At 72.7% G+C, this 18,278-nt stretch carries 17 protein-coding genes; 7 read left to right on the top strand and 10 right to left on the bottom strand.

The window, feature by feature from the left end; genetic code table 11:
* Positions 1-66 precede the first annotated feature (66 nt).
* Complete coding sequence (locus tag DEI99_RS12205; RefSeq protein WP_111041077.1) at positions 67-615, bottom strand: TetR/AcrR family transcriptional regulator; 549 nt, start codon at positions 613-615, stop codon at positions 67-69.
* Positions 616-816: 201 nt separating this feature from the next.
* Between DEI99_RS12205 and DEI99_RS12200 the strand changes: the two genes are divergently transcribed.
* The 5 genes from DEI99_RS12200 (at position 817) to DEI99_RS12180 (ending at position 7,132) form a co-directional block, all read left to right on the top strand.
* The gene (locus DEI99_RS12200; RefSeq protein WP_111041062.1) at positions 817-2,874 is read left to right on the top strand and encodes an aldo/keto reductase; all 2,058 of its coding nucleotides are present in this window, start codon (positions 817-819) and stop codon (positions 2,872-2,874) included.
* Positions 2,853-3,872 (top strand): LacI family DNA-binding transcriptional regulator, encoded by a 1,020-nt coding sequence (locus DEI99_RS12195; RefSeq protein WP_111041061.1) that lies wholly within the window; start codon positions 2,853-2,855, stop codon positions 3,870-3,872. The genes DEI99_RS12200 and DEI99_RS12195 overlap by 22 nt, the downstream gene beginning before the upstream one ends.
* A 250-nt stretch (positions 3,873-4,122) precedes the next feature.
* Positions 4,123-5,646 (top strand): MFS transporter, encoded by a 1,524-nt coding sequence (locus DEI99_RS12190; protein ID WP_284180804.1) that lies wholly within the window; start codon positions 4,123-4,125, stop codon positions 5,644-5,646.
* A gap of 317 nt (positions 5,647-5,963) precedes the next feature.
* On the top strand, positions 5,964-6,473 hold the full coding sequence (locus DEI99_RS12185; RefSeq protein WP_111041059.1) for a flavin reductase family protein: 510 nt from the start codon (positions 5,964-5,966) through the stop codon (positions 6,471-6,473).
* A 44-nt stretch (positions 6,474-6,517) separates the two neighbouring features.
* Positions 6,518-7,132, top strand: a complete 615-nt coding sequence (locus DEI99_RS12180; protein ID WP_071261102.1) for a superoxide dismutase — start codon at positions 6,518-6,520, stop codon at positions 7,130-7,132.
* Positions 7,133-7,273: 141 nt separating this feature from the next.
* Here DEI99_RS12180 and DEI99_RS12175 read toward each other — a convergent pair whose 3' ends face one another.
* The 6 genes from DEI99_RS12175 to upp form a co-directional block, all read right to left on the bottom strand.
* Entirely contained in the window at positions 7,274-7,849 is a 576-nt protein-coding gene (locus DEI99_RS12175) for a TetR/AcrR family transcriptional regulator (RefSeq protein WP_111041058.1), read from the bottom strand.
* A 115-nt stretch (positions 7,850-7,964) separates the two neighbouring features.
* Positions 7,965-9,428, bottom strand: coding sequence for a serine hydrolase domain-containing protein (locus DEI99_RS12170; RefSeq protein ID WP_181434371.1), 1,464 nt, complete (start codon positions 9,426-9,428; stop codon positions 7,965-7,967).
* Positions 9,425-10,774, bottom strand: coding sequence for a cryptochrome/photolyase family protein (locus DEI99_RS12165; RefSeq protein ID WP_111041056.1), 1,350 nt, complete (start codon positions 10,772-10,774; stop codon positions 9,425-9,427). Before DEI99_RS12165 ends, DEI99_RS12170 begins: the two co-directional genes overlap by 4 nt.
* The gene (locus DEI99_RS12160; protein WP_181434370.1) at positions 10,771-11,280 is read right to left on the bottom strand and encodes a MarR family winged helix-turn-helix transcriptional regulator; all 510 of its coding nucleotides are present in this window, start codon (positions 11,278-11,280) and stop codon (positions 10,771-10,773) included. The genes DEI99_RS12165 and DEI99_RS12160 overlap by 4 nt, the downstream gene beginning before the upstream one ends.
* Positions 11,281-11,765: 485 nt before the next feature.
* Positions 11,766-12,533, bottom strand: a complete 768-nt coding sequence (locus DEI99_RS12155; RefSeq protein WP_111041055.1) for a winged helix-turn-helix domain-containing protein — start codon at positions 12,531-12,533, stop codon at positions 11,766-11,768.
* 493 nt (positions 12,534-13,026) lie between these two features.
* On the bottom strand, positions 13,027-13,662 hold the full coding sequence (upp, locus tag DEI99_RS12150) for a uracil phosphoribosyltransferase (protein WP_111041054.1): 636 nt from the start codon (positions 13,660-13,662) through the stop codon (positions 13,027-13,029).
* Positions 13,663-13,738: 76 nt separating this feature from the next.
* Between upp and DEI99_RS12145 the strand changes: the two genes are divergently transcribed.
* Positions 13,739-14,170 carry a nucleoside deaminase gene (locus DEI99_RS12145; RefSeq protein WP_111041053.1) on the top strand — a complete coding sequence of 144 codons (432 nt, stop codon included), beginning with the start codon at positions 13,739-13,741 and terminating at the stop codon, positions 14,168-14,170.
* A gap of 49 nt (positions 14,171-14,219) precedes the next feature.
* On the opposite strand, the gene DEI99_RS12140 is transcribed toward DEI99_RS12145, so the two are convergent.
* A complete protein-coding gene (locus DEI99_RS12140; protein WP_071261119.1) occupies positions 14,220-15,176 on the bottom strand; it encodes a cation diffusion facilitator family transporter in 957 nt (318 codons plus the stop codon).
* 65 nt (positions 15,177-15,241) lie between these two features.
* On the opposite strand from DEI99_RS12140, the gene proC reads away from it, so the two are divergent.
* Complete coding sequence (gene proC, locus DEI99_RS12135) at positions 15,242-16,072, top strand: pyrroline-5-carboxylate reductase (protein ID WP_111041052.1); 831 nt, start codon at positions 15,242-15,244, stop codon at positions 16,070-16,072.
* Positions 16,073-16,096: 24 nt separating this feature from the next.
* Here proC and DEI99_RS12130 read toward each other — a convergent pair whose 3' ends face one another.
* Together DEI99_RS12130 and DEI99_RS12125 are read right to left on the bottom strand one after the other, a co-directional pair.
* Positions 16,097-16,792 (bottom strand): potassium channel family protein, encoded by a 696-nt coding sequence (locus DEI99_RS12130; RefSeq protein ID WP_175472224.1) that lies wholly within the window; start codon positions 16,790-16,792, stop codon positions 16,097-16,099.
* A complete protein-coding gene (locus DEI99_RS12125) occupies positions 16,785-18,218 on the bottom strand; it encodes a TrkH family potassium uptake protein (RefSeq protein WP_071298035.1) in 1,434 nt (477 codons plus the stop codon). The genes DEI99_RS12130 and DEI99_RS12125 overlap by 8 nt, the downstream gene beginning before the upstream one ends.
* Positions 18,219-18,278: the final 60 nt, after the last annotated feature.

The following is an 18,278-nucleotide window of genomic DNA, read 5'->3' as shown; positions in this document are numbered from 1 at the left end:
GGGATACCTCCGGGTGTCGACGAGTGGAACATCGCCCAGTCTATCCCCAGGAGCGGGGACGCCGGTTCACGCTCCGGGTCGGGTCGCGATGAGCCGGTCGACGACGGTGAGCAGCGGCTCCATGTCGACGCTGCCGCGGTGCGGCCGGACGTCGCTCGCGGCCCCGAGCGACGCCTGGTGGTACAGACCGTCGCCGAGGAGCTTCACCGCCTGGGCCGTCGGCTCGTCGCCGAGTGCCTCGACCAGGGTCTCGAGCCACGCGTTCTCGGTGTCGTCGAGGGTCCGTCCGGCTTCCTCGTACCCGGCCTGCTGCAGGCGGCTCGCGGCGAGGAGCGCGAGGTCGAGCTCGCTGCCGACGAACAGGCAGTTGCGGACGAAGTAGCGGGCGGGCCCGTCCTCGGCCTCGCGCATCCGGTCGACGTCGATCGCGGACAGGTCGGAGAGCCGTTCGCAGAGCCCCTCGACCAGCGCCGCCTTGGACCCGAAGTGGTAGAGCAGTCCGCCCTTCGACACCCCGGCGCGCGCGGCGACTGCGTCGAGGGTCGCGGGACGCTCGCCTTCCTCGCACACGATGGCGACGAAGCTGTCGAGGACGCGGTCACGGGCACTGGCCATGCCGAGAGTCTGCCATGCGGGAGCGGCCCCCAGCGCGCGTCCGTCCACGGCTTCGGGTACCGGTTCTCGTGAACGTTCACGAAACCGTGACCGCACACCAGCTGGTGACACGCCGTCGGTGGTCGTGCACCGTTGATCCGACGCGCTCCGGGCGCTACGGTCGACGCGACCGTGAAGGTTCACGACACGACAAGGATCCGCATGTCAGCGCAGACCGCGACCACCTCCAGCACCAGCCCGACCGGCGAGCAGGCCCCCGGGTGGGCCGTCCTCGGCCCCGGCCAGATCGCACGCCGCTTCCTGTCCCAGCTGCCGGCCAGCGACTCCGGTGCCGTGCTCGCAGCCGCCGGCAGCACGTCGGCCGAGCGGGCACGGGCCTTCGCCGACGAGGCCGTCGGGCACGGCTTCGCCGACGTCGCGGCCGGGACCCACACCGACGCCCTCGCCGATCCCCGCGTCGACGCCGTCTACGTCTCGACCGTGCACACGGGCCACGCCGCACTCGTGCTCGCCGCGCTCGAGGCGGGCAAGGCCGTGCTCTGCGAGAAGCCGCTCGCGCCGAACCACGGCACCGCGATGGCGCTGGCGGACGCCGCACGGCAGGCCGGACTGCCCCTCGTCGAGGCCTACATGTACCGGTTCCACCCGCAGACCGCCGCGCTGCTCGACCTCGTGCGCGAGGGCGCGGTCGGCGAGGTCACGCACGTCGACGCGGCGTTCGCCTTCCGGGCGGGCGAGCGCACCGGTCGGCTGTTCGACGTCGACACCGCCGGCGGCGGCATCCTCGACGTCGGCGGGTACCCGGTGACGATGGCGGCGGCGGTCGTGCAGGCCGCCACCGGCGTCGCCGTCGCCGAGCCCACCGAGCTCAGCGCGCACGGCACCCTCGGCCCGACCGGGGTCGACGAGTGGACCGTCGCGCAGCTGACCTACCGGGGCGGCATCACCGCGTCCGTCCGCACCGGTGTCCGCGTGCAGGACGACAACGCCGTCACCGTGCACGGCAGCCGGGGGCGCATCGTGCTCACCGACCCGTGGACCCTCGGCGACGCCCCCACGATCCAGGTCCACACCGTCGACGAGGACCCCCGCACCCTGACCTTCCCCGGGGCGCACCCCTACGCGCTCGAGGCCGACGCCACCACCGACGCCCTGCGCACGGGGTCGGTCGACGCGGCGCAGATGACGCTCGACGAGTCCCTGGCGACGGCCCGCACGCTCGACCGGTGGCGTGCCGCGATCGGTCTCCGCTACCCGTTCGAGGCCGAGACCGCGGACATCCCGACCGTGTCCGGCCGACCGCTCACGGTCGCCGCGCACGAGCCGGACCGCGCCGGCAACCCGATGCGCTACGGCGAGGTCCCGGGCGTCGGCAAGCAGATGTCCCGCCTGGTGATGGGCGTCGACAACCAGCCCGACCTGGCGCACGCCAGCGCGATCTTCGACCTGTTCGTCGAGCAGGGCGGCAACGTCTTCGACACCGGCTACGTCTACGGCGGCGGCGTGCTCGAGGGACGGCTCGGCCGGTGGATCCAGAACCGCGGGGTCCGCGAGGACGTCGTCGTCATCACGAAGGGCGCGCACACGCCCTTCTGCGACCCGGAGTCGCTGACGAGGCAGCTGCTCGAGAGCCTGGACCGCCAGGGCACCGACTACGCGGACGTCTACATGATGCACCGGGACAACCCCGACATCCCGGTCGGGGAGTTCGTCGACGTCCTCGACGAGCACCGCCGCGCCGGCCGCATCCGGGTCTACGGCGGCTCGAACTGGACGACCGCGCGCTTCGACGAGGCGAACGCGTGGGCGCGCGCGAACGGCAAGCACGGGTTCGAGGTGCTCAGCAACCACTTCGGGCTGGCCGAGGCGTACGACGTGCCGTGGGACGGCTGCGTGCACGCGACCGACGCCGCGTCGAAGGCCTGGCTCGAGGAGCGCCAGGTCCCACTGCTGCCCTGGTCGTCGCAGGCGCGCGGGTTCTTCACCGGGCGGGCGACGCCGGAGGACACCAGCGACGCCGAGCTCGTGCGCTGCTACTACAGCGACGCGAACTTCGAGCGGCTCCGCCGCGCGACCGAGCTCGGCGAGCGGTTCAGCGTGCCGGCCACCGCGATCGCCCTGGCGTACGTGCTCCACCAGCCGTTCCCGACGTTCCCGCTCTTCGGTCCGCGTACGATCGCGGAGGCCCGGTCCTCGATGACCGGCCTCTCCGTCGACCTCACCCCGGAACAGGTGGCATGGCTGGACCTCCGCGACTGACCGAAGGCGCCGCACCCGGCGGCCGCGCGACGATCCTCGACGTCGCCGCGGCCGCAGGGGTGTCGCGGCAGACGGTCACGCGCGCGGTGAACGGCCTGAGCGGCATCAGTGCCGCGACGAAGGAGCGCGTGCTCGCGGCGGCCGAGCGGCTCGACTACCGCCCGTCGCGGTTCGGCCGGGGCCTCGTCACCGGCGGCGACCACCAGCTCGGTCTCGTCGTCAACGACCTGCGGAACCCCTACACGCCGCAGCTCGCGTCGGCGGTCTTCCGCCTCGCCGCCGAGCAGGGCTGGAACGTCATGCTCGCCGACGTCGACCTGGCGAGCGACGCCGACCGGATGGTGCAGGCGCTCGGTGCCCAGACCGACGTCGTCATCGGGTACCTCGGCACCCGCCGGGAGCGCTGGAACGCGTTGCTCGGCACCGTCCCGATGGTGGAGCTCGACCCGCACACCGAACCGTCGACGGCAGCGGTGCGGCTCGACCCCGCCGATGCCGTCGAGGCCCTCGCCGACCACCTGGTCGCCGCCGGCGTGCGGCACCCGGTGGTGCTCGACCACTCCGAGGCCGGCCGGCCGAGCGTCCGCGGTGCGCTCGTGACCGACGCCCTGCGCCGCCGCGGGTACCTGCCGGAGCTCGTGCACGCCGCCCAGGCGACGGCGGAGTGCGGTGCGGCCGAGGCGACACGGGCACTCGCGCGGTTCCGTCGGCTCGACGCGTTCGTGGCGTTCAACGACGTCACGGCGCTCGGCGTCCTGCAGGCCTGCCGACGTGCGGGGGTGGACGTGCCGGGTGCGGTGCGGGTGGTCGGTGTGGACGGCCTGTCGCTCGGGGAGCTCGTGGCGCCGACGCTCACGACGCTCGCGGTCGACCTCGACGAGGTCGCGCGCGTAGCCGTCGACCTCGCGCTCGGCATGCTCGCGGGGGAGCTGCCGCGTTCCGGTCCGGAGGTCCAGCGGACGGTCCGGCACCGGCTGCTCCTGCGGGAGTCGGCCTAGCGCGACGCCCGCCGCAGCGCGCGCTGCGGACGGCGGCGCACTGGTACCGGGCACCTGACGGACTGGAGGCGCGGGGCGGCCTGGTGACGGGCCTCCCGACCGGCGCTTTGTTGCGGTTGCAACCAAAACCGTCCAGACGGTACACTATCGGAGTCCTGACGGGGCGCGTGTCCATCCCGCGTCCCGTCTCGTCTGCCCCACGTACCACCCGCCGTCGACCTGGTCCGGCTCGAAGTCCCAGGAGTCCGCCGTGTCCGCACTGCTCACCAGCCCCGTCGCCACCCGTGTCCGGGGGAGCCGCGCCCGACGCTTCCTCGCGCTCGCCGTCCTCATGCTGCCGGTGCTGCTCATCTCGGTGGACAACACCGTGCTGAGCTTCGCGCTGCCGTCCATCAGCCGGGCGGTCGAGCCCGACGCCGCCACCCAGCTCTGGATCGTCGACTCCTACCCGCTCGTGCTCGCGGGCCTGCTCGTGGTGATGGGCAGCATCGGCGACCGCATCGGCCGGCGCCGCATCCTGGTGATCGGGGCCACCGGCTTCGCCCTGTTCTCGGTCGCCGCGGCGTTCGCCACCGACGCCTGGATGCTCGTCGCCGCCCGGGTCGCGATGGGGGTCTTCGGCGCGATGCTCATGCCGGCGACGCTCTCCATCATCCGGAACGTCTTCGTCGACGCGGGGGAGCGGCGGATGGCGCTCGCCGTGTGGTCGACGATGTTCGCCGCCGGCAACGCGCTCGGTCCGCTCGTCGGCGGGACCCTGCTCGCACACTTCCACTGGGGCAGCGTCTTCATGGTCGCGGTGCCGATCCTCGTGCTCATGCTCGTCGGCGTGCCGTTCTGCGTGCCGGAGTCGCGGGACCCGCTGCCCGGCCCCGTCGACGTGCCGAGCATGGTGCTGTCGCTCGGTGCCCTCGCGCCGACCGTGTGGGCGATCAAGTCCGTCGTGCACCCGGAGGAGCGCGGGCTCGCCGTCGCCCTGCTCGCCGTCGGCGTGGTCTGCGGCATCGCGTTCGTCCGGCGGCAGCTGCGCTCCCGGACGCCCATGCTCGACCTCCGGCTCTTCCGCAGCACCGCCTTCACCGGCAGCGTCCTCATGAACCTCGCGGCGATGTTCTCGCTGACCGGGTTCCTGTTCTTCATCGCGCAGCACCTGCAGCTCGTCGCCGGCCTCGACCCGTTTGCCTCCGGACTCGTGCTCATCCCGGGGTCCGTGCTCACGATCATCGCCGGGCTCGCGGTGGTGCCGGTCGTCGCCCGGGTCGCGCCGCGCTGGGTCGTGTCGGTCTCGCTGCTGTTCTCGGCGGCGGCCTACGCGCTCGTCGCCGTGCTCGGGCACCACGCGTCGATCGCCGCGCTGGCGTTCGCGTTCGTCCTGCTCGGCATCGGCATCGGGGCGTCGGAGACGGTGACGAACGACCTCATCATCTCGACCGCGCCGGCGGACAAGGCCGGGGCCGCCTCGGCGATGTCCGAGACGGCGTACGAGATCGGCGCGGTCCTCGGCACGGCGGTGCTCGGCACGATCCTGGCGACGACCTACCGCGCCAACGTCCTGGTGCCCGACGGGCTGTCCGCCGGGGCGCACGTCGCCGCGCAGGAGACCCTCGGCGGCGCGGTGTCGGCGGCCTCGACGCTCGGCGGCTCCGCGGGGCAGGCGCTCCTGGAGTCGGCACGTGCGGCCTTCGACTCCGGCGTGACGATCACCGCCGGCGTCGCCGCCGTGCTCATGGTGGTCGCCGCCGCCGGCGCGGTCGTCATGCTCAAGCGCCGCTGAGGCCGGACCGTGCGCGCTCGCGCTGGGGCCGTGCGCGCTCGGGCGGGGGCCGGGCCGTGCGCGCTCGGGCGTTGCCGGGCCGTGCGCGCTCGGTGAGCAGAAGAGGTCGGGTCGCCGCGAGCGACCCGACCGTTCCTGCTCACGAAGTCCCTCCGCGGAGTCCGGCGACGCGCTGCGGGGGCGCTGCGAGGGCGGGGCGGCACGCCCGGGAGCGGCCGAACCTGTGAATCGTTGACCTCAACCATGGTTCAGGTCATACGTTGGGACCTGGCCACCGCGTGGTGACCACCCCCACCGGAGGAACGACCACGAACACCATGCCCGACGAAGCCCCCGCGACGATCGCCGACGCGTACAAGTCCGCCTTCCGCGGCCACCCGGCCGGAGTCGCCGTCATCACGGCAGAGGGCCCCGACGGCCCCACCGGACTGACCGCCTCGAGCGTCGCGAGCGTCGCCGTCGACCCGCCGGTCCTGGTGTTCTCGCTCTCGACGAACTCCGGCTCCGCCGGCGTCGTGCTCGGAGCCCCCGTGTTCGTCGTGCACCTCGTCGACTCCCGCGGCGTCGACCTCGCCCGTCGCTTCGCCTCGACCGGCAGCCCGGCCGCCGACGACCCGATCTGGGGGACGCTGCCCTCCGGCGACCGCTACCTGCCGGACACGGCGAGTGCACTGCGCTGCCGTCCGCTGTCCACGACCCCCATCGGCAGCTCGACCGTCGTCGTCGCCGAGGTCCTGGACATCATCGTCGGGCTCGACCGCGGCGAGCCGCTGGTCTACCACAACCGGGAATTCCACTCCCTCACCGATCGTTCCCGGCTCTCGTGAGCCGCGGGATCCCATCCGCAACCCACTGATCGAAAGGAACTCACATGGCTGAGTACACCCTGCCGGAGCTGCCGTACGACTACGCCGCACTCGAGCCGCACATCAGCGGCAAGATCATGCAGCTGCACCACGACAAGCACCACCAGGCCTACGTCACCGGCGCGAACACCGCCCTGCAGCAGCTCGGCGAAGCTCGCGAGTCGGGCAACTTCGGGGCGATCAACAAGCTCGAGAAGGACCTGGCGTTCCACCTCGGTGGCCACGTCAACCACTCGATCTTCTGGACCAACCTCGGCCCGGACACCAAGGTCCCGGAGGGCGAGCTCGCCGCGGCGATCGACGAGTTCTTCGGTTCGTTCGAGAAGTTCCAGGCGCAGTTCGCCGCCGTCGCGAACGGCATCCAGGGCTCCGGTTGGGCCGTCCTGGCCTGGGACACCGTCGGCCAGAAGCTGACCACCTTCCAGCTGTTCGACCAGCAGGCCAACGTGCCGTTCGGTCTGGTGCCGATCTTCCTGCTCGACATGTGGGAGCACGCCTTCTACCTCGACTACCTCAACGTCAAGGCCGACTACGTGAAGGCCGTCTGGAACATCGTCGACTGGGAGAACGTCGCGGCGCGCTTCGCCAACGCGAAGTCGCAGTCCTTCGTCACGGTCTGAGACACGTGCGACGGGTCACACGCTGACCCGACCCTGACGACGGGGCACGGTGCCGACGGCACCGTGCCCCGTCGTCGTCCCGGCGGCGGGTGGTCGTGGTCGGACCGCTCCGTCGTCGTCCCGGCATCGCGGCGGTCGTCGTCAGGCCCGGACGGCTCCGGTGCTCGCGGCCAGGTCGTCCGCGACCGCCCGCAGGGCCGCGTCGACGTCGGTGTGCTCGGGATCGACGAGGAACCCCCACTGTGCGCCGCGTGCGGCGAGGACGGCGTCCTGCGCGAGGAGCTCGGCGTCGTCCGGTGGAGTGCCGTGGGCGACGACCCACGCGGTGATCGTCTCGACCCGGCCCCGGTGTGCCGCGTGCTGGTGGCGGTGGCCGTCGAGCGCCTCGACCGAGCCGAGCTCGAAGGTGAGCCGGGCGGCGAGTGCGCGCTCCGGGTGGTCGAGACCGCCGAACGTCGTGACGAGCCAGTCGGCCAGTGCTGCGTGGTCCGACGCCGGGTCGAGGTCGGCGGCGGTGACGGTCTCGGCGAGGTGGTCGACGACCGCCTGGATCAGGGCCTCTCGTGTGCCGAAGTGGTACACGATCGGGTAGGCGCTCGTACCGAGGACCCGGCCGAGGCTCCGGACGGAGACGTCCTCGAGCTTGGTGTCGAGCAGGTGCTCGGTGACCTTCTCGAGGATCGCCGGCTTGAGCGTGGGGTCGGGCTTCCGGGGCATCGCTTCTCCGTCGGTGGGCGGCGGTCGCTCGACCGGTCACATGTTGACGGCAAGTATATCAGTGGGCCGGAAGGCGCGCTAGGGCTGCGGACCCACCTCCGGGCGACGACGGCGGTCAGCGCTCGGCGGACTCGGCGACGACGGTCAGGGTCTGGACCCGCCCGGCGGCGAGGGGCGCGAGGCGGATCTCGATCCGCAGTCGGCCGCAGCTGCCCGGCAGCCACCAGCGCAGGTGCGACGGCGCGTATGACTGCTCCTGCACCGGCGCGGCGGTCAGGTCCGCCCCGACCTCGGCGATCGCGGCCGCGACGGCACGCCGTCGTCGGTCGTACGGCACGTCCATCGCCACGTTGGGCGTGCAGATCGCGTCCGCCACGTCGTCGCGCCAGTCGGCCAGGAGGCCCGTCACGGCGACCTGCGCCGCCCGCGTCGCACGGGCGGTCGCCTGCACCCCGGCGGCTGCGGTGGTCGCACCGCCGCCAGCGTGCACCTCGTCGCCGGTCGCAGCCGCCGCCAGGACGAGGTCGTGCGCCTGCTGTGCGGCGACGGACACCTTGGCCTGCGTGGCGTTCTCGAACGCGACGACGCCGAGGCCGTCGCGCACGGACCACCGCATGTGTGCCGAGAACCCGGGGTAGCCGCCGGAGTGCGACACGAGTTCACCGAAGCGGTCGTCCTGTTCGACGAACAGCCCGAAGCCGTACGCGGTCGAACGGGTCGAGGTCGGTACGACCGACGGGGGGACCACCCGCATCGCCTGCTGCATGAGGCGACGGTCGGCCGGCGACACCGGTCCGGGTTCCGGGGCGTCCGAGAACGCGGAGGCCAGGTGCGTACCCCACCGGGCGAGGTCGGCGACGGTGGAGAAGAGCCCGCCGATCGACGAGAACGCGCCGGGTCCCGTGAACGGCAGGGGCTCCCACGACCCCTCGTGCGGACGGAAGCCGGTGACGACGTGCCCGGTGGCCTGCTCGACCGCGAACACCGTCCGGTCGAGTCCGAGCGGCCGGAGCACCGTGTCGGCCGCGACCTCGGGGAACGGGCGGCCGGTGACGGCGGACACGACCCGGCCGAGCAGGGCGTAGCCGGTGTTCGAGTAGGCGAAGCGGGTGCCGGGCACCGAGTCGAACAGCAGTCCGTCGCGCAGGACGTCGTCCAGCTCGCCGTCGCGCATCGATTCCTGCCGGTCGGCCCACGGGTCGTCCGTGGGGAACCCGCCGGACATCGTCAGGAGCATCCGCACGGTGGGCACCGGGGCGTCCGGACCGGGCAGGGCGACCGCGGCGAAGGCCGGCACGAACGCCGTGACCGGGGCGTCGAGGTCGAGCCGCCCGTCGGCGACGAGGGTCAGGAGCGTGGCGGCGGTGACGCTCTTCGTGCAGGACGCGATGCGGTAGACGGTGTCGGCGTCCGGCTGCTGTCCGTCGCCCCGGTCGCCGTGCCCGCCCGACGCCACGAGGCCCGTGCGGTCGAACACGCCCCAGACGCTGCTCGGCGCCGTGCCGCGCTCGACACGGTCGCGGAAGACCGCGTCGACCTGGTCGAGGACGGCGGGTTCGACGGAGCGCTGCACGGTCACGAGCGGCGCATCTGGTCGTAGGCGTCGAGCGCTCGCTGCCGGGTGGCCTTCAGGTCGACCATCGGCTCGGGGCGGTCCTCGTCGGCGGGCACCCACCGGCGGACGTACTCGCGGTGCGGGTCGAACCGCTCGAGCTGCCGATCGGGGTTGAACACGCGGAAGTAGGGCGCGGCGTCGAACCCGGATCCGGCGACCCACTGCCAGTTCGCGGCGTTGTTGGCAGAGTCGGCGTCGACCAGCGTGTCCCAGAACCACTGCTCGCCCACCCGCCAGTCGACGAGCATGTTCTTCACCAGGAAGCTCGCGGTCGCCAGCCGGACGCGGTTGTGCATCGCGCCGGAGTGCCAGAGCTCGCGCATGCCGGCGTCGACGAGGTCGATCCCGGTCGTCCCCTGCCGCCAGCGGTCGACCTCGGCCTCGGACGGGTCGCGCCACGGGAACGCGTCGAACTCACGACGCACGTTGACGGTCGTGATGTCCTCGCAGTGGAAGTACTCGTTCCAGTTGAACTCGCGCCACGCGAGCTGGCGCAGGAACGCCGAGGCGTTCTGGCGCTGTTCCGGCTCGAGCCGACCGTGCAGGCGGTGCCACACCTGGTACGGGCTGACCTCGCCCCAACGCAGGTGCGGGGACAGGTCGCTCGTGGCGGCCATGGCGGGTTCGTCGCGCTGGTCGTAGTCCTCGAGCGCGTTCTCGACGAAGTGCTCGAGTCGACGGTGGGCGCCGAGCTCGCCCGGCTCCCACGCGTCGCGCAGCCCTCCCGCCCAGTCGGGCGTCGTCGGGAGCAGGTCCCAGTCGGCGAGGGTGTCGCTCGCGACCCCGGTCGGGTCGGGCAGGTCGCGGGGCTCCGGCAGCGGGTGCCGCGGCTCGGGCATCGCCTGTGCCGCGCGCCAGAACGGCGTGAACACCTTGTACGGCTCGCCCTGCCCGGTGAGCACGGTCCACGGTTCCCAGAGCAGGTTCGCGGCGAAGCTGTGGGCCTCGACCCCGCGGTCGTGCAGGGCGCTCTTGATGCCCGCGTCGAGGTCGCGCTCGGCGGAGCCGTACCGTCGGTTCCAGTACACGGCGTCGGCGTCGGCGTCGGTGACGAGCTGGTCGACGACCTCGGCCGCGGGTCCACGGCGCAGGACGAGTCGCGAGCCACGTTCCTGCAGCTCGGCGTCGAGGGCGGTCAGCGAGTGGTGGAGCCACCAGCGGCTCGCGGCGCCGAGGGGACGGATGCCGTCCGACTCGTCGTCGAGGACGTAGACCACCGTGAGGGGTCCGCCGTGGTCGATGCCGGCGCGCAGGGCCGGGTTGTCGGCCAGGCGCAGGTCGTCCCGCAGCCAGACGACGGCGCCGGTCACGCCGTCACCGTGTCGGCGTCGGCCAGTGCCCGTGCTGGTCGCCGGGCCGGGGTCGAGCCGACCGCGACGCGGAGCTTCGTGCAGAGCTCGGTGAGGGTGCGCAGCTCGGTGTCCGAGAGCCCGGCGCCGACCTGCTGGGCGATGCTCGCGGCGTGCTGCACGGCCACCTGCCGGTAGACGTCGAAGCCGTGCGGCGTCAGGGCGACGATGACGCCGCGGGCGTCCGTCGGGTCCGGCTGCTTCTCGACGATGCCGCGGGCGAGCAGGCGGTCGACCAGGCGGCTGACGCTCGGCTGCGTGAGCAGCAGGTGGCCGGTGAGGTCGCGCATGCGGCAGCGGCGACCCGGCTGCGTCGACAGGTTGAAGCAGACGTCGTACTCGTTGAAGGAGATCTCACCGCCGGGGAAGTCCGCGTTGAGGCTCCGCATCACGGTCACCTGCGCCCGGAACAGTGCTTCCCAGGCGGCGACGGCGGTCGCCTTCTCCGTGCGGCGTGATTCGCTCACGGTCGCGCTCCTTCCGGTCGTACGGTCCGTCCACAGTACCGACGGGCGCTGACACGGGTCCGGTGGCGGGCGCGCCGCACGTGGCCGGGCGGGAGGCCGCCACGGCCGTGGTGTCGTCCGTCCTGTGCCGCGGGTCCGGAGTGACCCGGTCGCCCGACGTGCCGCTCGCGCCCGCCGGGGTCGCACGACGTGTCGGCCGAGCGCCGGCCGGACGACAGGACGTGCGACCTCGCGTCAGCCGGCGACCCGGCAGGACGTGCGACCTCGCGTCCGTCAGCGTCCGGACCCGGACGTGCGCGAGGGCCGGCCGTCCTCGCGGACGACCGGCCCTCTCCCTTGCACCAAGAGTTTCCTGCAATCACATTCCACAGCCGGTGCCACAGCAAACACCGACTGCACGACCGACTGTATAACGAAGCGGTAACGGCGCGCCAGCCCGACGAGCGGTCGTCCCCTGGGAGTTCACCAAGAGCTCCCGATGCGCCTCAGAAGAGGTCGGGCGACGGCGTCGACGCGTAGCGCACGGCGACGTCGGCGTGCCGGTCGAACCGGTAGCCGACACCACGGACCGTCCGCACGATCTCCTCGAACGCACCGAGCTTCGAGCGGAGTCGCCGGACGTGCACGTCGATCGTGCGCTCGTTCGGGGTCTCGTCCTCGCCGTCGGACCACAGGCCCTCGATGATGGCTGCACGCTCGACCGTCTGGCCCTCGCGCAGGACGAGGAACTGCAGGAGCTCGAACTCCTTGTAGGTCAGGGGAGCGACCTCGCCGTCGAGCGCGACCCGCTTGCGCGAGATGTCGATGACGACCCCGGTCTCCTCGGGCTCGGGCTTGTCGGCCTGCTTGCGTGCGGCGACGGCGGAGCGGTCCTGCAGCGCGAGCCGGACGACGTCGACGTCCCGGCCACCGGAGTGCTCGGCCGCGACCGCCACCGCGGCGTACGTCTCGGCGCCGGGCACGAGCTGCGCGGTGAGCGCCTTGAGCTGTTCGACCACCGCGGCGAGCGTGGTTCCGGCCGCGGCGGCCTTCGCTTCGTCGAGGCCGACGTACAGCGCGAAGCCGCGGGCCTCGGTGCCCTCCGGCAGCGACCGGTTCCGCTGCGGGGCGACGACGGGACTGGTCGGGACGGCGGCCGCGACCGCTGCCGGTGACGCCGGGCGCGGGCGGATCGGCGTGACGGTGCCGAGGTCGGTCGAGGCGGGCGCCGCGGAGCGGAGCGAGGGGCGGGGCTGGGCGATGGTGAGCGACATGGGGATCTTCCGTGCGGTGTGGCCGGTTCGCGGGTGGCGCGGCGGCCGGTGTCGAATGCGTCGACCCGGGTACGGCTGACGCCGTCGAGCCCTGCGGTCCTGCTGCGGACCGGGGCGGACCCGGGGGGAGGGGTGACGGACCTCGTCGCGACGTGCTCGTCGTCGACCGATGTGGTCACCCGGGGATCACGCGCTCGCGACGGGGATGGTGTCGCGGGGGATCCGGCTGGAACGGGTACCGATCAGGCACACATTCGACAACGCATGACGGCGACCGGCATCATCATGCCGGCAGTCCCCTGGGCCTCGGTGAGGACGCGGGTGGACACGGTTGCAGTCATGCGACGAGTATCGGCGGTATACCAAGGCGGTGTCAACCGTCCGGATGGACGGTCCGCTGTGCGCGCAGGTGGCGGACCGGCCTGACGGACGACGGGAGGCCCGTGGCGGTGTCGCCACGGGCCTCCCGTCGATCGTCGGTACGGTCGACCGCCTACTCGGCCAGACCGTAGAGGCGGTCGCCGGCGTCGCCGAGACCGGGCACGATGTAGCCGTTCTCGTCGAGCTTCTCGTCGAGCGCGCCGAGCACGATCGAGACGTTGCGGTCACCGACCGCCTCTTCGACCATCGCGAGGCCCTCCGGGGCGCCGAGGATGCACACGCAGGTGACCTCTTCCGCGCCGCGGGCGAACAGGAAGTCGATGGCCGCGGCGAGCGTGCCACCGGTGGCGAGCATCGGGTCGAGCACGAAGCACTGACGACCGGACAGGTCGTCCGGCAGGCGCTCGGCGTAGGTCTGCGGCTCGAGGGTCTCCTCGTTGCGCGCCATGCCGAGGAAGCCGACCTCGGCCGTCGGGACCAGCTTGACCATGCCCTCGAGCATGCCGAGGCCGGCGCGCAGGATCGGCACGACGAGCGGGCGCGGCTTCGCGATCGCGACGCCCATCGTGTGGGCGACCGGGGTGTCGATCGGCGTCGCGGTGACCCGGACGTTGCGCGTGGCCTCGTACGCCAGGAGCGTGACGAGTTCCTCGGTGAGGGCGCGGAACGTGGGGGAGGGTGTGGTCCGGTCGCGGAGCACCGAGAGCTTGTGGGTGATGAGCGGGTGGTCGGCGACGTGGACTCGCATAGGGTCGAGCCTACCGTGCCGCCGACCGCCAGGAGAGACCGTGGAAGCCCCAGCAGCCCGCCCGTTCGTCCCCGCCATGCAGCGGGCGCTCGACGAGGCCAGGGCGTGCCTGGCGACCGGTGACGTCCCCGTCGGCGCGGTCGTCCTCGACCGGGACGGCGCGGTCGTGGCGACCGGGCGGAACGAGCGCGAGGCACTGCAGGACCCGACCGCGCACGCCGAGGTGCTGGCACTCCGGGCCGCGGCACGGGCGACCGGCGACTGGCACCTGTCCGACCACACGCTCGTCGTCACCCTCGAGCCGTGCGTCATGTGCGCCGGCGCGGTCCTGGCGGCGCGGGTGCCCCGCGTCGTGTTCGGCGCGTGGGACCCGAAGGCCGGGGCGAGCGGCAGCGTCTACGACGTCGCGCGGGACCGCCGGCTGCCGCACCGGTCCGAGGTCGTCGGGGGTGTTCTCGAGGGGGAGTGCGCCGGACTGCTCGACGCGTTCTTCGCCGAGCGACGCTGAGGGGTCCTGCATCCGCGGTGACACCGACGACGAACGGGCGGGGTCGGCCTCAGTCGGCGGCGCGGATGACGATCGACTCGGTCGGCGGCTGCGGACCGGTCCGGAGCACGTCCGGCTCGACGTAGATCACGCGTGCGATCGGCACGGCGGCACGGACGCGCTGCTCGACGGCGTCGATGCCGGCCGCGACGTCGCCGAGGCGGCGGTCGCCGTCGACCGCGACCTTCACGCCGACCATGAGCTCGTCGGGGCCGAGGTACAGGGTCTTGATGTGGATGATCGAGTCGACCTCGGGGCCGTCGAGCACGGCGTGGCGGATGCGCTCGGCGTCGGCCGCCGTCGCGCCCTCGCCGACGAGCAGGCTCTTCGTCTCGATGCCGAGGACGACGGCGACCGCGATGAGCAGCACCGCGATCGCGATCGTGCCGAGGGCGTCGTAGAGCCCGTCCCCGGTGAGTGCGGTGAGGCCGACGCCGAACAGGGCGAAGACCAGGCCGAGCAGGGCCGCGGTGTCCTCGAGCATGACGACCGGCAGTTCCGGGGCCTTCGCCCGACGCACGAACTGCACCCAGCTCTGCGTGCCCTTGTGCGGGCGGGCCTCGCGCAGGGCGGTGCGCAGCGAGAAGCCCTCGAGCCCGATCGCGATGACGAGGACCACGAGCGGCAGCCACCAGTTGTCGAGCGGGTGCGGGTGCCGGAGCTTCTCGATGCCCTCGTAGAGCGAGAACACCCCGCCGACCGAGAACAGGATGATCGACACGACGAAGGCGTACACGTACCGCTCGCGCCCGTAGCCGAACGGGTGCTCCTGGTCGGCGGCGCGACGGGCGCGACGACCGCCGAGCAGCAGCAGGAGCTGGTTCGCGGAGTCGGCGAGCGAGTGCACGCCCTCGGCGAGCATCGAGGCCGAGCCGCTGATCGCCGCGGCGACGAACTTCACGATCGCGATGCCGACGTTCGCACCGAGCGCGGCGAAGATCGCCCTCGTGCCTCCAGAAGCGCTCACGGCCGTCCCCTTCTCCCGGTTCTGGATGACGATCCTAGGGGAGCGCGGTCGGTAGGGTCGGCAGCATGACCATCGACCTGCCCCGCACCGCCATGCTCGGCGTCGGCTCCATGTCCGGGGCCGTCCTCGACGGCCTGCTCGCCGCCGGGCTCGACCCGGCGACCGTGACGCTGACCACCCGGTCCGAGGCGTCGGCCGCCGCGCACCGCGAGCGCGGGCTCCACGCCGTCGCGACGGACACCGACCCGGACGCGAACCGCGCCGCTGTCCGTGGCGCGGCCCTCGTCGTGCTCGGCGTGAAGCCGTACGGCATCGCCGACCTGCTCGCCGAGGTCGCGCCCGACCTCGCCCCTGACGCGGTCGTCGTGAGCGTCGCCGTCGGCACGACCACGGCGAGCATGGAGGCGCTCGTCCCCGCCGGCGTGCGCGTCGTCCGGGCGCTGCCGAACACCCCCGTCGGCGTCGGTCTCGGCGTCACCGGCATCAGCGCGGGGGCCTCTGCCGACGACGCGGCCGTCGCGCTCGCGTCGTCGGTCTTCACCGCGTCCGGCGAGGTCGTCGCCGTGCCGGAGTCGCAGCTCGACGCCCTGTCCGCGGTGTCCGGGTCGGGGCCCGCCTACGTCTTCCTGGTCGTCGAGCAGTGGCAGCAGGCCGCCGAGGCCCTCGGCTTCACGCCGGAGCAGGCCGCGACCATGGTGCGCGGCACGATGCGCGGCGCCGTCGAACTGCTCGGACGGTCCGGGCGGGAACCCGCCGACCTGCGCCGTGCCGTGACGAGCCCGAAGGGCACGACCGAGCGCGCCGTCGCCGTCCTGCAGGACGCCGACCTGTCCGACACGTTCCTGCGCGCCTCCCGCGCCGCGATCGCGCGGGCCGAGGAGATCGCCGCGTCGTAGCGGTTCCCCGCTGAGCGGGCAGCGCTACTCGAACCCCGCGAAGCGCTCGAGGTCCGTCTCGGACCCGGAGACGATGATGACGTCGTCCTCGCCGATGACGCTCTCCGGCGTCGCCGGCACGAAGGGGCTGCCCGGCGGCTTGATGCCGAGCACGGTGAGGCCGAAGCGGGTGCGGATGACCGTCGTCGCGAGGTCCTTGCCGCGCACCGCCTTGGGCGGGTGCATCTTGACCACGGCGAAGTCGTCGTCGAACTCGATGAAGTCGAGCATCCGCCCGGACACCAGGTGCGCGGTGCGCTCGCCGGCCTCGCGCTCCGGGTAGACGACGTGGTTCGCACCGATGCGGGACAGGATCGTGCCGTGCGAGCGGCTGATCGCCTTCGCCCAGATCTGCGGGATGCCGAGGTCGACCAGGTTCGCGGTGATGAGGACGCTCGACTCGAGGTCGCTGCCGGTGCCGACGACCGCGATCGCGAAGTCCTGCGCGCCGATCTGACGCAGGGCGTCGATGTCCGTCGCGTCCGCCTGCACCGCGTGCGTCACGCGGTCGGACCACTTCTGCACGAGGCCGGCGTCGGTGTCGACGACCAGGACCTCGCGGTCCTGGCGTTCGAGCTGCCCGGCGGTGGCGGCGCCGAAGCGGCCCAGGCCGATGACCAGGACGGGGGCGTCGTGACTGATCGCACCGGTCGGGTGCGATCGACGTGTTCGGTCAGCCAACGATCGGCCTCTCCTCGGGACGGCGGAACAGCTGCCGGCTCTGGCTGGCGGCCAGGGCAGCGGCGATCGTCACTGTACCGACCCGGCCGAGGAACATGGTGGCGGCGAGGACGTACTTGCCGGACTCCGGCAGCTCGGCCGAGACCCCGGAGGACAACCCGCACGTCGCGAACGCCGAGATCACCTCGAACAGCACCCGGTCGAGCGACTCGTGCGTGATCTGCAGGAGCACGACGGTGGCGACGGCGACGATCGTGGCGCCCCAGAGCACGACCGCGACGGCCACGCGGAGCACGTCGCTCGGGATCCGGCGGCCGAACGCCTCCATGCTCTGGCGGCCGCGGGCCTCGGCGACCGCGGCGAGGAACAGCACGGCGAGCGTCGTCACCTTGATGCCGCCGGCGGTCGACGCCGAGCCGCCGCCGATGAACATGAGCATGTCCGTGACGAGCAGGCTCGAGCCGTTCAGCTGGTCGAAGTCGACGAGCGAGAACCCGCCGGACCGCGTCATCGTCGACAGGAAGAGCGCCTGGAACGCCGTGCGGCCGGCGCCCTCGTCGCCGAAGGTGGTCGGGTTCGAGGCCTCGAGCGCGATGTAGACGATCGCACCGCCGACGAGCAGCACCGCGCTGGTGGCGAGCGTCAGCTTGACGTGGATCGGCCACCGTCGGGGCGTGCGGAGCTGCTTCGTCAGGGCCCGGATCACCGGGAAGCCGATCGACCCGGCCACGACGCCGACCATGAGGAGCGAGAGGAACCAGTAGTCGTGCGCGAACGGCGTCAGCCCCTCGGCGTTCGGCGCGAACCCCGTGTTCGTGAACGCCATCGCCGCGTAGTAGAAGGAGTCACCGACGGCCGTCCAGAACGGGATGCCGGCGAGCAGGACCGACGGCAGGAGCAGCAGGCCGAGCACGATCTCGATGGACAGCGTGCTCACCGCGACGGTCGCGAGCAGCGTGCCGACCTCGCCGAGCCGGACGGCCTGGCCCTCCGGGACCGCCCCGTGGTGGGTGCGGAGCGGGTTCGAGTCGCCGGCGGCCATGAGCTTGGCGCGGAGCCCGAGCTTGCGGGTGACGAACAGCCCGAGGATCGACGCGAAGGTCAGGACCCCGACCGCGCCGATCTGGGTGCCGATCACCACGAGGGTCTTGCCGAACACCGACCAGTGCGTCGCCATGTCGACCGTGGCGAGCCCGGTCACGCACACCACCGAGGCCGCGGTGAACAGGGCGTCGGAGAAGTGTGTCCCGGTGCCGTCCGCCGAGGCCCACGGGGTCATGAACAGCACGGTGAACAGGAAGACGAGCGCGACGAACACGAGGATCGCCAGTCGCGAGGGTGAGGAGCGGAGCACCGTGGCGATGCGTCCGACCTGCCGACGGGGCACGCTCACCTGCTGCGTGAGCGGCTCGGTGCGGTCGAGCATCGTATGCCTCCGAGGACATGGGCCGGGTCGGTTCGTCATGGTACATCCGTGACGCCCCGG

The organism is Curtobacterium sp. MCLR17_036, from assembly GCF_003234445.2.
Lineage (GTDB): Bacteria > Actinomycetota > Actinomycetes > Actinomycetales > Microbacteriaceae > Curtobacterium.
The sequence above is the reverse complement of the archived record's forward strand: the minus strand, read 5'-3'. Positions and strand labels throughout refer to the sequence as shown.

Coding starts and splice junctions, on each gene's coding strand:
- DEI99_RS12205 (WP_111041077.1), bottom strand. CDS start 615: ATGGCCAGTGCCCGTGACCGCGTCCTCGACAGCTTCGTCGCCATCGTG.
- DEI99_RS12180 (WP_071261102.1), top strand. CDS start 6,518: ATGGCTGAGTACACCCTGCCGGAGCTGCCGTACGACTACGCCGCACTC.
- upp (WP_111041054.1), bottom strand. CDS start 13,662: ATGCGAGTCCACGTCGCCGACCACCCGCTCATCACCCACAAGCTCTCG.
- proC (WP_111041052.1), top strand. CDS start 15,242: ATGACCATCGACCTGCCCCGCACCGCCATGCTCGGCGTCGGCTCCATG.
- DEI99_RS12145 (WP_111041053.1), top strand. CDS start 13,739: ATGCAGCGGGCGCTCGACGAGGCCAGGGCGTGCCTGGCGACCGGTGAC.
- DEI99_RS12185 (WP_111041059.1), top strand. CDS start 5,964: ATGCCCGACGAAGCCCCCGCGACGATCGCCGACGCGTACAAGTCCGCC.
- DEI99_RS12200 (WP_111041062.1), top strand. CDS start 817: ATGTCAGCGCAGACCGCGACCACCTCCAGCACCAGCCCGACCGGCGAG.
- DEI99_RS12175 (WP_111041058.1), bottom strand. CDS start 7,849: ATGCCCCGGAAGCCCGACCCCACGCTCAAGCCGGCGATCCTCGAGAAG.
- DEI99_RS12195 (WP_111041061.1), top strand. CDS start 2,853: ATGGCTGGACCTCCGCGACTGACCGAAGGCGCCGCACCCGGCGGCCGC.
- DEI99_RS12125 (WP_071298035.1), bottom strand. CDS start 18,218: ATGCTCGACCGCACCGAGCCGCTCACGCAGCAGGTGAGCGTGCCCCGT.
- DEI99_RS12155 (WP_111041055.1), bottom strand. CDS start 12,533: ATGTCGCTCACCATCGCCCAGCCCCGCCCCTCGCTCCGCTCCGCGGCG.